General features: G+C 54.2%; 13 protein-coding genes. All 13 read left to right on the plus strand.

The window, feature by feature from the left end:
• Nucleotides 1–101 precede the first annotated feature (101 nt).
• A complete protein-coding gene (gene rplM / locus HQL65_17955; GenBank protein ID MBF0138120.1) occupies nt 102–551 on the plus strand; it encodes a 50S ribosomal protein L13 in 450 nt (149 codons plus the stop codon).
• A gap of 24 nt (nt 552–575) precedes the next feature.
• Complete coding sequence (rpsI, locus tag HQL65_17960) at nt 576–965, plus strand: 30S ribosomal protein S9 (GenBank protein MBF0138121.1); 390 nt, start codon at nt 576–578, stop codon at nt 963–965.
• Between the two features lie 155 nt (nt 966–1,120).
• Nucleotides 1,121–2,167 (plus strand): N-acetyl-gamma-glutamyl-phosphate reductase, encoded by a 1,047-nt coding sequence (locus tag HQL65_17965; protein MBF0138122.1) that lies wholly within the window; start codon nt 1,121–1,123, stop codon nt 2,165–2,167.
• A 135-nt stretch (nt 2,168–2,302) separates the two neighbouring features.
• Nucleotides 2,303–2,560, plus strand: coding sequence for a YfhL family 4Fe-4S dicluster ferredoxin (locus HQL65_17970; protein ID MBF0138123.1), 258 nt, complete (start codon nt 2,303–2,305; stop codon nt 2,558–2,560).
• A 207-nt stretch (nt 2,561–2,767) separates the two neighbouring features.
• Nucleotides 2,768–3,661: a YicC family protein gene (locus HQL65_17975; GenBank protein ID MBF0138124.1), complete on the plus strand. Its 894-nt coding sequence runs from the start codon at nt 2,768–2,770 to the stop codon at nt 3,659–3,661.
• Between the two features lie 22 nt (nt 3,662–3,683).
• A complete protein-coding gene (gene gmk, locus HQL65_17980; protein MBF0138125.1) occupies nt 3,684–4,328 on the plus strand; it encodes a guanylate kinase in 645 nt (214 codons plus the stop codon).
• A gap of 62 nt (nt 4,329–4,390) precedes the next feature.
• Nucleotides 4,391–4,750, plus strand: coding sequence for a DNA-directed RNA polymerase subunit omega (locus tag HQL65_17985; GenBank protein MBF0138126.1), 360 nt, complete (start codon nt 4,391–4,393; stop codon nt 4,748–4,750).
• Between the two features lie 194 nt (nt 4,751–4,944).
• Nucleotides 4,945–5,748, plus strand: a complete 804-nt coding sequence (locus HQL65_17990; GenBank protein ID MBF0138127.1) for an NYN domain-containing protein — start codon at nt 4,945–4,947, stop codon at nt 5,746–5,748.
• A gap of 162 nt (nt 5,749–5,910) precedes the next feature.
• Complete coding sequence (locus HQL65_17995) at nt 5,911–8,079, plus strand: bifunctional (p)ppGpp synthetase/guanosine-3',5'-bis(diphosphate) 3'-pyrophosphohydrolase (protein MBF0138128.1); 2,169 nt, start codon at nt 5,911–5,913, stop codon at nt 8,077–8,079.
• A gap of 657 nt (nt 8,080–8,736) precedes the next feature.
• Nucleotides 8,737–10,776, plus strand: coding sequence for a hypothetical protein (locus tag HQL65_18000; protein MBF0138129.1), 2,040 nt, complete (start codon nt 8,737–8,739; stop codon nt 10,774–10,776).
• A gap of 60 nt (nt 10,777–10,836) precedes the next feature.
• Nucleotides 10,837–11,088: a hypothetical protein gene (locus tag HQL65_18005; protein ID MBF0138130.1), complete on the plus strand. Its 252-nt coding sequence runs from the start codon at nt 10,837–10,839 to the stop codon at nt 11,086–11,088.
• 123 nt (nt 11,089–11,211) lie between these two features.
• Nucleotides 11,212–11,523 (plus strand): PilZ domain-containing protein, encoded by a 312-nt coding sequence (locus HQL65_18010; protein ID MBF0138131.1) that lies wholly within the window; start codon nt 11,212–11,214, stop codon nt 11,521–11,523.
• Between the two features lie 494 nt (nt 11,524–12,017).
• Nucleotides 12,018–12,298, plus strand: a 281-nt coding sequence (locus HQL65_18015; protein ID MBF0138132.1) for a hypothetical protein, incomplete at its 3' end; no start/stop codon positions are given.

Below are 12,298 nucleotides of genomic sequence, written 5' to 3' on the forward strand. Positions count from 1 at the left end.
GATGATACTGCATCTTAAGGTGTGGGAAAGTAGGTCACTGCCAGGAAGTTAATCAAAAGCCGGAGGGGTCCACAGCGTCCTTCCGGCTTTTTACATGCACGATGGAGCGGGCAGTGAAAACCTTTACGGCAACACCCAAGGATATCGAGCGCAAATGGTTCGTGATTGACGGCGACGGGGTCGTCCTCGGCCGCCTCGCCACGGAAGTGGCAAACCGCCTGCGCGGCAAACACAAACCCATCTTTACACCCAGCATGGATACCGGTGATTTCATCATCGTCGTCAATGCGGAAAAAGTGCGGCTCACCGGCCACAAGATGGCCGATAAGGTCTACCATTGGCATACCGGCTACATCGGTGGCATCAAAAGCATCACCGCCGGCAAGGAACTCACCGGCCGCTTCCCGGAACGGGTCGTGGAACGGGCCGTCCGCGGCATGCTGCCCAAAACCAAAATGGGCCGGAAAATGTTCCTGAAACTGAAAGTGTACAAAGGCGGGGAACACCCCCATGCCTCGCAAAAACCGGTTGAACTCAAACTGAGTCGATAACGCAGGGAGCATCAGGCCATGTCATTGACGGATGCCAAATATGGAACCGGTCGGCGTAAAGAGGCCGTAGCCAGAGTGTGGATCAAACCAGGTAACGGCCAGATCGTCGTCAACAAGCTGAAACTCGACGACTACTTCGCCCGCCCCGTTTTGCGCATGATCGTGCGGCAACCCTTCGTCGCCACACAGTCACAAGACAACTTCGATGTGTACGTCAATGTGTGTGGCGGGGGAATCTCCGGCCAGGCCGGTGCCATCAAGCATGGGATTTCACGTGCCCTGATCGTCTTTGATCCGAGCTTTCGCGGCTCACTCAAAAAAGCCGGCTTCCTCACCCGTGACTCGCGGGCCGTGGAACGGAAAAAATACGGCAAACACAAAGCCCGCAAGAGTACACAGTTCTCCAAACGGTAACGTGATCCACGTACCGTGGATGGTCACGATTGTGGGACAGGTGTGGCTGTGGGCAAGGCTGGTGACAGTTGCGTCGGTCTGTCATCGGATGGTGAGTGATTGACCAAGGGGGAGCGGCTTGCTCCCCTTTTTGCTTTCATGATGATGAGTCTGCCATGGAAAAAATTTCGGTCGGAATATTGGGGGCCACCGGGTATACAGGCGGAGAGTTGGTACGTCTCCTGGCCCGGCATCCAGCTGCACGCATCACCTGGGTAACCTCGGAACGGTATGCGGAACGCCCTTTGACAGATGCCTTTCCCCATTTGCGCAGTGCCGGCAACCTGGTGTGTCAGAAACTGGTGCCAAACCGGGTGGCCGTGGAGTGCCAGATCGTCTTTTGCGCCATGCCACACCTGGCCTCCATGGACGTGATTCCCCAGCTCCTGGGACAAGGGTGTCGGGTCGTGGACCTGTCGGCGGATTTTCGTTTGCGCGATGCCAAGGTTTTTCGGGAGTGGTACGGAGCGGAACACAAGGCTGCCGATTTGCTCGGCGAAGCGGTCTACGGCCTCCCCGAACGCCACCGCAATCCAACCAGACGCGCCAGACTGGTGGCCAACCCCGGTTGCTATCCGACTTCAGTTCTGTTGGCTCTCGGGCCGTTGCTGGAGGCGGATGCCATCGAGGCGGGTGGCATCATCATCGACAGCAAATCCGGGGTCAGCGGCGCAGGTCGTGCGGCACAGCAGGGCAATCTGTTGGCGGAGTTGCAGGATGGGTTTCGTCCCTACAAGGTGACAGGGCATCGGCATATCGCCGAAATGGAACAGGAACTCTCCGGCTATGCCGGGCGTCCCATGCAGATTCGCTTTACGCCCCATCTTCTGCCCCAGTCCCGGGGAATATTGTCCACCTGCTATGTGCGTCTGCGCGGGGATCGGAGTGCGGCCAGTGTTCGGGAGCTGCTGGCTTGGCGCTATGAGCAGGAGCCGTTCGTGCGTATCCTGCCGGAAGGAGAGCTGCCGGCCACCAGCGATGTCCGCGGTTCCAACTATTGCCATATAGGCGTAACCGTGGATAAACGTACCGGCTGGTTGATGGTCTTTTCAGCCATTGACAATCTTGTCAAGGGTGCCGCCGGGCAGGCCATACAAAATTTCAATCTGATGATGGGCCGTCCTGAAACAGAAGGACTTGACCAGGTGGCGTTGTTTCCCTAGTTATGGTGCAGGAAGGTCAAATGTTGCAAAGAAATCGCTGTTGGCCAATAGAGATGCTTGCCAAGCGCCGGCAAGTCTGTTAACAAGCGAAAATGGATGACCCGTGGGATTGATCCCGTATTGGAGGAAACGATAATGGCGATGATGATCAGTGAAGATTGCACCAATTGCGATGTGTGCCTGCCGGAATGTCCCAATGAGGCCATCACCGATGGCTCGGACGTGGATTCGGATATTTATTACATTCATCCCGATCTGTGTACCGAATGTGAAGGGGCATTTGATGAACCGCAATGTGTCGCGGTTTGCCCGGTCGAATGCATCGTCGCGGATCCCGACCATGAAGAGACCAAGGAAGAGCTGATGGCCAAATATCAGGCCATCCACGGCTGAGACAGGTTGCATGGGCAGGCCATCTGCCAAATGCTCCACCTCTGAAGAGTGGCAACACACAGGCAGGCCAACTGTCAAGTGAACCACCCTTGAGCGTGGCAACGCAAGGCCGGCTTGGCACTGTAGTCGGGGAAGGGGGGCGCACATGTGGCTGCGCCCCTTTTCTGTTTTCAAAAGGTTTGGGTGCTGGCAGAACAGGGAGAAACAATGCCGCAAAGCATGACCGGATATTCCCGTCTGGAAACGCTCACAGGGAACCTGAAGATTGTCTGGCAATTGAAATCCGTCAATCATCGCCATCTGGAAATCCACTTCCGTTTACCGGAAAGTCTGGGCATCCTGGAGGGGATGGTGCGCAAACGTTTGCAGGCGTTGTTTTCGCGAGGCAGTCTCGAGTGTTCCCTGACGCTCCGGCAGGAAGCCGGGCAGAACAGGACATGGATCCTGGATGATGTTCTGCTGCGTGGGTTGCTGGCCCTGGAAAAAGATTTGCAACTCCGCCTGCCAGGAGAACGAACAGGGGGTCTGGATGTTGGCCGGCTGCTCGCCTGGCCTGGACTGGTGCGCGAGGCCGAAGAGACCGGGTCACTGGATCCCATGCTGCCGGCCAACCAGGAAATGTTATTGGATCTCCTGGAAAAAACTGCCCATGAGCTTGCGGCGACCCGGAAACGGGAAGGCATGCTCCTGACAGAGCTGTTGCAAAAACAATTGACGGATCTGGAACACCTGGTTGCCCAGGTGGAAACACGCTTGCCCACCCTGCGGCAGGAGATGGAAACACGCCTGCGGCAAAGATTGGCGGAGTTGGGGGCCACCGGAGCGGAACCAACCCGCGTCTCCCAGGAGATTGTCTTCTATCTGCATCGCATGGACGTGGCGGAAGAACTGGATCGCCTGCGGGTTCATTTGCAGGAAATGAAGGGTATCCTGGGTCAGGAGGGCGTTGTCGGACGTCGCCTGGATTTTTTGTGCCAGGAACTGCACCGAGAAGCCAATACCCTCACGGCCAAATCCCAGGACAGTCAATTGACCCGTCTGGGTGTGGACATGAAAGTCGCTGTGGAAAAATTACGGGAGCAGATTCAAAATCTCGAATGATACACTCCAGAAGGAGTTCATCATGCCGCATCACCAGCCCTTCATCCTCATTGTTTCGGCCCCATCCGGGGCAGGAAAAACCACCCTGTTGCGCCACCTGACCACGCATCTGGAGGGGTTGCGTTTTTCGGTCTCCACCACCACCCGGCAGCCCCGCTCTGGAGAACAGGATGGCGTGGACTATTTTTTTGTGGATCGAGCCACCTTCGAACAGCGCCGTGACCGGGGAGATTTTTTGGAGTGGGCTGAAGTGTTCGGCAATTTTTATGGGACGGCACGGGATTTTGTGGCCCGGACCCGCGCCGAAGGCAAGGACCTGCTGCTCGACATCGATTGGCAGGGAGCCCGGCAGGTGACAGAACAGGTCCGCAAGGGAAATGTACCCATGGAGGTCGTTTCCGTGGCCATTTTTCCTCCCTCCCATGCCTCCCTGGAAGCGCGCCTGATTGGGCGGGGTCTGGATGACAGGAGCGTGATTCAAAAACGCATGCAGGCGGCTGGAGAGGCCATTTCGCATTGGCAGGATTTTGATTATCTGTTGATCAATGACGATCTGGGTCAGGCACAGGCGGATCTGGTGGGCATTGTGCGGGCGGAACGATGCCGAAAGTCGCGCATGGCCCCGGGTATCCAGAATATTTTGGCTACATTTGAAAAACAGGTGTAAAGATGGATGGCTGCATGTGGCACCATTTTGCAGGTAAACAGTGACAAAGGGAGTTGATATTCATGGCGCGTGTGACAGTTGATGATTGCATTCAAAATGTACCCAATCGGTTTGAACTGGTGATATTGGCGGCACGGCGGGCACGGCAATTGACCAAAGGAGCGGAATGTACGGTTCCGCTGGACAATGACAAGAACACGGTTCTCGCCCTGCGTGAAATTGGAGAAAACAGTATTGATATTCAGGCGCTTTATCATGAAATTCCAGTGGAAGAGGATCTGGAGCTTCCCGAAGAGGAGATCGATCTGGATGCCCGGGCACTGATGGATGAAGAGACTCGGCTGGCCGGTATCCGTGAAGAAAACATTACCGATCTGCCAGCCGCCAATGATGCCGAAGTGGAACCGGTTGTGGAAGAGTGATGTCGGGCTGATGGAACACACCACTTGTTGGAATGAGATGTCAGATAAGTTTGCAATCGTGGCGTGGTCATGTTACAACGAAGGCCCGAGTGGTGCAGGTCGCCATTCGTGCCTACTCGATGCCCCAAAGGCGTCTCTATTTAGGGAAGGGTGCTTTTGCACCCTTCCCAGATTGTCTGTTCGGGAGGGGCGTCGTGCGCCGTGTCGCAGTTTTTGTTGATGCCGGTTATTTTTGGGTCCAGGCAGGTTATTGTGTTTATGGGAAAAAAGTATCCCGTTGTCAGGTTGAGATAAATTATGATTCTTTAAGAATGGTGATTTTGGAACAAGTCAGGAAACTGTTTACCGAAGCTGATTTACTGCGTGTGTATTGGTATGATGGACCGGGAAGTCATGGGAAATCGTCCGATCATGAATCTGTGGAAGCGCTGGATGATTTTAAACTCCGTCTTGGAACTCGAAACTTTGTGGGTGACCAGAAGGCTGTGGATGGTCTGATTATTGCCGACATGATCAGTCTGGCTCAGAACAAAGCCATTTCCGATGCAATCCTGGTCTCCGGTGATGCCGATTTGACTCCGGGTGTTCTGGCTGCCCAAAGTCTCGGTATTCGGGTTTATCTGCTGTCCATTGGGCCTGCCGAAGCGACATCTCCGTTTCTCAAGGCCGAAGTGGATGTCAAAGTATATTTATCCGAAGATGAATTGACGCAATTCATTTCCAAGTCAGGTGATGGTGACGAAATTTCCAATGCGCATCCACTGAAAGAAATGCCCTCTCATTTGGCTGTTGTTGCTGAACGTTTTTTAAATGGTCTGACATCTGAACAGAAGAGATTATTGCCGGGAACAGGTATGTTGCCGAAAAAAATTGATGGCAAGTTGTTGTATATGGCAAAAGAAAGTTTAAATCGTGAATTGACCGAGGAGGAGAAGCGGCAGTTACGGGAAGCGCTCAAGAAGTATTCTTCTTCTGCCCTCTCGCCGTTGCCAGGTTGATTGTGGATCTGATATTTTCATGATGATACTGAAATAAACATGATGTCGGATAAAGTAAAAATGCGGTTTGCGTGATCATGGCGAGGTTTTTGATTCAGAAAATCTGGACAGTTCGGGAAATCCGAGCCTGACAAGGATTCACGCCAGGGGAGAGATGGCGCGTTGCTACAATGGCCGGAACTGATTGAGCGCATTCGGGACTACCATCCGGAAGTGGATGTTGGGGTCTTGGAGCGGGTGCGGGTTTTTTTGGCCGGGCTTCCCGGGCGCAAAAATTCCGCCACGGCTGGTCATGTTCCTTATTATCCCCTGGAAGTGGCGGAAATTTTGACCGATCTGGGTCTGGATATGGTCTCGGTCACGGCAGGCATGCTCGTGGATGGGGTTGTCTCGGCGGCTGTGACCCTGGAGCAGGTACGCAGCGAGTTCGGATCTGCGGTGGCATTTCTGGTGGAAGGGACCACCCGGATCGGGCAGTTGTCGAGTCGGAGCCGACCGGAAGCCCAGGCCGAAGATTATCGCAAAATGATCCTGGCCCTGGCGCGGGATATACGGGTGGTGCTGATCCGTCTGGCATTGAGTCTCCAACAATTGCGCACCATGGTCGCCAACCAGATACCGCCGGATTCCCCCCTGGTTGAGCGGGTCGCCGGCGAAGTGTTGGGGATTGATGCCCCCATTGCGCATCGTCTGGGAATCTATTGGCTCAAAAATCAGATGGAAGATCTGGCTTTTCGACTGCGTGAACCGGCCATTTTCGCGGAATTGCAGGATCTTCTGCAAAAACGTCGCAAGGGTGGGGCGGATGTGGTCCGCAAAGTGGTCTCCATCATCGAAAATCGCCTGGTTGAATACGACATCAAGGGGCAGGTGTCCGGGCGGGAAAAACATCCTTATTCAGTCTGGTGCAAATTGCAGCGCAAAGGCACCACACTGGATGATCTGCACGATTTGATTGCCTATCGCATCGTGGTGGAAAACAAGGTCGATTGTTATCGTGCCCTGGGCATGATCCATGGGGAACTGGTGCCCATTCCCGGGCGATTCAAGGATTATATCGCGCTGCCGAAGAGCAACGGTTACCAGTCCCTGCATACCGCCTGTATCGGACCTTTTGGCAATCGCATCGAAATCCAGATTCGGACCGAGGAGATGCACCAGATGGCCGAGGGGGGCGTTGCGGCGCATTGGTATTACAAGAGCAGTGGCCTGGGTGGCAGCAAGGGCGTGGGCGTCACCGGCTATGCGTGGCTGCAAAAACTGCTCAAGGTGCATCAAAATGCCGATGATCCGGAACAGTTTCTGGAAAATGTCAAGATTGATCTTTTTCCGGATGAAATCTACCTGTTCACCCCGCTGGGCAAGATCATCACATTGCCGCGAGGGGCTACGCCGGTGGATTTTGCCTATGCCGTGCATACCGGAGTGGGAAATCGGTGTCAGGGTTGCAAGATCAATGGCCGGATCATGCCGTTGCGAACCCCGTTGCAGACCGGGGATACCGTGGAAATTCTCACCGGCAAGGAGTCGCATCCCAATCGAAACTGGTTGCAGTTCGTGGTCAGCGGCAAGGCAAAATATTGTATTGGTCGGTGGATCAAGGAGCAGGAACGTGGTCCACTGGTCGCCATGGGACGTGACATGCTGGAACGGGAAGTACGCAAGATGGGTCACGGTCTGATCCTGACCGACAAGGCATTGCAGCGGGGTGCGGAGGCATTTGAACTGGCGGGTGTTGAGGAGTTGTTGTTTCAGGTCGGGGCAACGCGCCTGTCGCCAACCGTGGTCTTGCACCGCATGTTTCCCGAGGCCACGGCCCGCAGCTCACGATTGGCCGGGGTGGAAAAGGGGGTTGGGTTCGAGCGCAAGGGGGGTGGGGAAAAAGGCATGTCCCTCGCGGGTGCCTTGACCGATATGGCCCTCCATGCAGCCCGGTGTTGTGGACCGGTTCCCGGGGATCCCATTGTTGGCATTGTGACCACCGGGCGTGGAATCACCATTCATACCCGGGATTGTCCATCCCTGCACACCTTCGAAAAAGAGCCGGAACGGTGGATTGAAAATCTGGAATGGCCGACTGTAGACGGCTGCCATCATGTGGCCCGTCTGCGGGTCATGGTTTCTTCGGCAAGGCATGTGCTGGCCAAGACCTCAGAGGTGGTGGCCGAAGCCAAGGGGAGTATTCTGGAAGCGCGTTTCCGGGATCGGGATCGGGAGCCGTGTGAATTGCTCCTGGAGGTGGAGGTCCGGGATGGGGGGCATTTGCTCCAGATTCAGAAAAATATTGCAACCTTGCCGGGGATTTTTCGCGTTGAACGGATCAAAGGGTAAAATTGAATGGGAGAGGGGAAGGGCAGAAGGAGGAGAGGAGAAGGACAGAAGGACAGAAAAAAAAACGGGCCGGTCCCAAACTTTGGACCGGCCCGGCAAATTCTGCGGATGACGGGATGTCGGGGGGGGGGGGAAGACCCGTCATCCGCTATGTGGTTGGCTCGGGGGGAACCACCCACACAAAGGAGCAACGTGGAGAGGAAATCGGGGGGGGCCTCTCCACACTCCCTTAAAAAACAAGTCCGCTCCTGCGACCCACCGATGCGACGCATCCGTGGAGCCACTCGAAAGCTCTCTTGTTGGCTTTCTATTCTGCATACCGTATGCCAATCTTATTTATTGTTAATATTCAAATGATTACACGTAGGATTATTTTTCGGTGTCCGGTGTTGACACAGTGTTGAGACATATCTGTATTGGACATATCTGTATCACGATACAATTTACCCAGGGAAACAGAGAATCCGGTACACGTTTCCCGGTGAATGAAATAGAATTTTCATTTTATATTCATTAATTTGAATTTGCTGATGACGGGTCTGAAGAATCTGGTAACGGAAGGGCATCGTTTTAAAAAAACGACTTCCTTCCAGTGTCGGTACGGAGTACCTTGCTTGACGGAGAGTGTTGACAATTTCTGCCTGGAATAAGCCCAGCATGGAAAAACTCGAAGAGAGCAACCCGGCCAAACTTTATGATCCGTTGCAGCCTGACCATTTTGTCCTTTTGAACAAGGGGATGGAACTGGCGCAGGATATTCCGAACGGTCATGGCGGGTGGCTGTATCGCAAAGGGGAAAAAATTTCTCCCGGGGTAGCGGATCGACTGAAAGAGCTGGCGGTCAAGGGGTTTGTTTCCCGGATTCTGGCCCAGCCGGTGGGCATCAAGACACTGACTCAGGCGGCTGCGCAGATGGAGAAGGCGTTTGATGTCATTGAAAAGATTCTTATACACGAAGATTTATTGGCAATGACGGCCATCGAAATTTTGCGCAATCATGAGGAATTCCGGAATTTTCAGTCCACCGTGCGGCGCAACATGGAAATGGTTTTTCATAATTTTACCCCTATGGCCGTGCAACGTCTCAACGAACTGCAACAACACCATCCTGGCAGCGGCAATCACAGCATCATTACCGGTCTCAACGAAATGGTTCTGGCCAAGAGCATGGGGTTGAGTGAGGTGGAAACGATCAATCGGGTGATGGCCATTGTGCAGCATGATATTGGCAAGACCCGGGTCAGCCTGAAAACCCTGAACTGGCCTGAGGCCTTGAATCCAAAACAATGGCAGGAAATGCAGCTTCACGCCCTGTTTGGCTTTCAGCTTTTATACGATCCGAATGATATTTCGCTCGCGGCCTGTACCGCCCTGCTCCATCACGAATGGTATGCCTCAGTTCCTGGCAAGGGGTACGGTGGGCTGACCCTGTTTCGCGAGGCTTTGTTGCGGCAATACGGTCTGGACATGGCCCAAAAGCTGCGCGACATGGGGCCGGAGGCCGTCGAGACCGTGCAACAGGCATCCATCGTGGACATGGTGGCCGCCCTTGAAGAAATTCGCTCCTATAAAAAGCGTATCGGACCCTTCAAGGTGTTGATCATCATGGTCAGCGATGCCCGGATGGGGCATTTCAATCCGCGCATCTTCGCCACCTGGTACCAGCAATACCGTCGTGACAATCCCAGATTGTTGAGCCGGGGTTTCAATGTGGCCCTGCCTCGGGAAATCGAGAGAAAAGGTTTCACCAAGGCACGGGAAATCAAACTGCTGAAGCCTCTGGCCGTATTGACGTTGCCGGAATTGGATTCTCTCGGGTTGACTCGCGACATTCTGGGTTCATTCCAGGTGGACAAGGCACGCCGTCAGGGTGGTCTTTCTCTCCGGGAGGTTCGTCTTGTCTGGGAAAAGGCCGGAATCCAGGAAAATCTGGATGCTGCCCTGCAGCGTTGCCGTATCGATTTGCATAAAAACAGTCTCCAGGTGGAAGATCAGATGATCGTCCTGGAGTCCGTTCGTCACTGGATTACCATAGAGCAGTTGGAACGGGCCGACTTGATTCCCACCCTGATGTCGCAGCGTTTTTCCCTCGACGTGATCCGGGCGGAAGGGGGGATGACCCTGGAAAAGTTGACCAGTCGGGGGAGTCTCCGTCTGATCGCGGCGCGGGTGCAAAAATTTGGTCTGGATCAGGGAAAACCACACCCCGTTCTGCTTCCGGCCTACGAGCATCGTCTTTCTCCAACCCAGTTGGACAAGTTGGGGCTGACCGGAATTCTTGCCGACAAGGAGGTCAAGATTCCGGCCTATGGCATCCGTGTGGACCGTCTGGCCACTCACCATGTTTTTCCCCATGCGACACTGTTGCAGCAGGTGGGGTTGCCTCCTGCCAAACACACCCTGTTCACTCCCGAACTTTTGACGCATCTGGGATATGATACGGAAATAAAAATATTTTATGATATACTGGTCGTGGAAGAGATTGATGGTGTTGTCCGTGCCAAGGTGGCTTTTACCCGGGAAGGGGATGCATGGCAGGAGATGCGGAGTGCGCCACCGGGAAATCTGGATACCTTGCAGGCCTATCTTCTGAATAATATTGGCGTCGTTGAGATGAATTTCAGTAAAGTCATTGAATTGCCGGACCTCGGCCATGTACGCATGGGTGCGCATTGGCCCGATCTGGAGAGTGAATGAAAGAGAGGAAGCGGTGTCTCAGGGGACCCGGAAGGTCAGGATCAGCAATGTTTTTTTGGCATGAATATTGCTGAACATGCTCCACGTACCCGACCTGCCGCCCAGCAAAAGGAACTCTCCATGATCAAAAATGGCCAAGCCCAACCCAACAACTGGTTCTGGCCCTTCATCGATCCCGACGAAGAAGAACTGCGTGCCTTTCTCTCCATTCGCGCTTTGGCCAAGGAGTTGGCCATACCCGAGGATCTTGTCCGCGCATGGTGGCACGAACGCGATGCCTGCGACATCCGCGCCAAACCAAATCCATATTGAATTTTTTGTTTCAAGATGATTGTTCCCTGTTCTTCTGCCGAAACCGGCCCGTTTCATCCTGGACTCCTGTCCCGGTCTTTGACACGCTCGTGTTTGTTCCGACTCTGAGTGGAGGTTCGTCCCGTGTCAAAAAATCCTGATCAAGGTGCCAAGATTCCAACGTTCAGCCAAAAGACTCACGCCCGTGCTGCCCTTCGTGTTCCCTATGACAAGGAATTGACCCTCCGTTTTGCCAACGGCCAATTCTTGATCGGGAGGGCCGTGGACTTCAGTACGACTGGTTTTTCTCTGGTGACCGGCGATCCGGCCCGTAACGCCTTTCTCGGACAAAATGCCTTTCTGGTTCAGGATGTTCAGGGGGAAGTTCTGGAGCTTTCCTGCCAGGTCGTGCGTGTCATGCCCAATGGTTTGGCCATGCGGTTTTTGCCGGATTGAATCTCTATCTTCCGGCATCGTGTCATCCTGTTTCTGGAATATAAAAATAGTAAATTCAATATGTTAACATATAAACCCGATAAAATTTCAAGCGAAGCCGTTTTTTTTCTGTACTTTTCTGAAGAAAGGTGCTTTCCTGGGACCGAAGGCGCTTTAAGAAGCCGTTGTCCTCCGTTGTCGGGGTGTGTTTTTTCTGCCTGTGCTGGTTGAGATGAAGAGGGTTGAAGTCATGGTGTTTTTTCCCTCGCACTTTCTTTGATGCCACGCTCTTCCATGGCCCGTTGGTCAGGGCCTCGTCGTCTTTCATACAATCTGCGATGGTTGCCTGGGTTATTGGGTAACCGATGAAACGATGGAATGTGGATGCCTGGTTGCGAATCGGGGAGACGGGGTTTTTCCGTAAAAAATTCCTCTCTTTCTCGTTCGCAGGGCGTTCGGAGGATTTTCATGCTTGAAAGTCCGCTTCTGTCTGTGCATGTCAGTGGAGTATTGCCATGACGATGGTAAAAGATAAAAAGAAGGTGGTGGCGTCCAAGGCTGAAAAACTCGAAGACCGCATTGCCCCGGCCATGATCGGCGGTGATGTGAGTTCAACATTGGCCGAAATTCCGACAGATACGGGTGCCAGTGCCCTGGATGGTGGTGCGCCGCCGCCTCCACCGCCAGCGGATGTGCCGCCGCCTCCACCGCCAGTGGATGCGCCCCCGCCTCCACCGCCAGTGGATGCGCCCCCGCCCCCGCCCCCCCTCCGCGTGCCCCCCCCCCCCCCCCCCCC

The sequence above is a fragment of the Magnetococcales bacterium genome (assembly GCA_015228935.1).
Lineage (GTDB): Bacteria > Pseudomonadota > Magnetococcia > Magnetococcales > DC0425bin3 > HA3dbin3.

Coding starts and splice junctions, on each gene's coding strand:
- rplM (MBF0138120.1), top strand. CDS start 102: ATGGAGCGGGCAGTGAAAACCTTTACGGCAACACCCAAGGATATCGAG.
- HQL65_17965 (MBF0138122.1), top strand. CDS start 1,121: ATGGAAAAAATTTCGGTCGGAATATTGGGGGCCACCGGGTATACAGGC.
- HQL65_17970 (MBF0138123.1), top strand. CDS start 2,303: ATGGCGATGATGATCAGTGAAGATTGCACCAATTGCGATGTGTGCCTG.
- HQL65_17975 (MBF0138124.1), top strand. CDS start 2,768: ATGCCGCAAAGCATGACCGGATATTCCCGTCTGGAAACGCTCACAGGG.
- gmk (MBF0138125.1), top strand. CDS start 3,684: ATGCCGCATCACCAGCCCTTCATCCTCATTGTTTCGGCCCCATCCGGG.
- HQL65_17985 (MBF0138126.1), top strand. CDS start 4,391: ATGGCGCGTGTGACAGTTGATGATTGCATTCAAAATGTACCCAATCGG.
- HQL65_18000 (MBF0138129.1), top strand. CDS start 8,737: ATGGAAAAACTCGAAGAGAGCAACCCGGCCAAACTTTATGATCCGTTG.
- HQL65_18005 (MBF0138130.1), top strand. CDS start 10,837: ATGAATATTGCTGAACATGCTCCACGTACCCGACCTGCCGCCCAGCAA.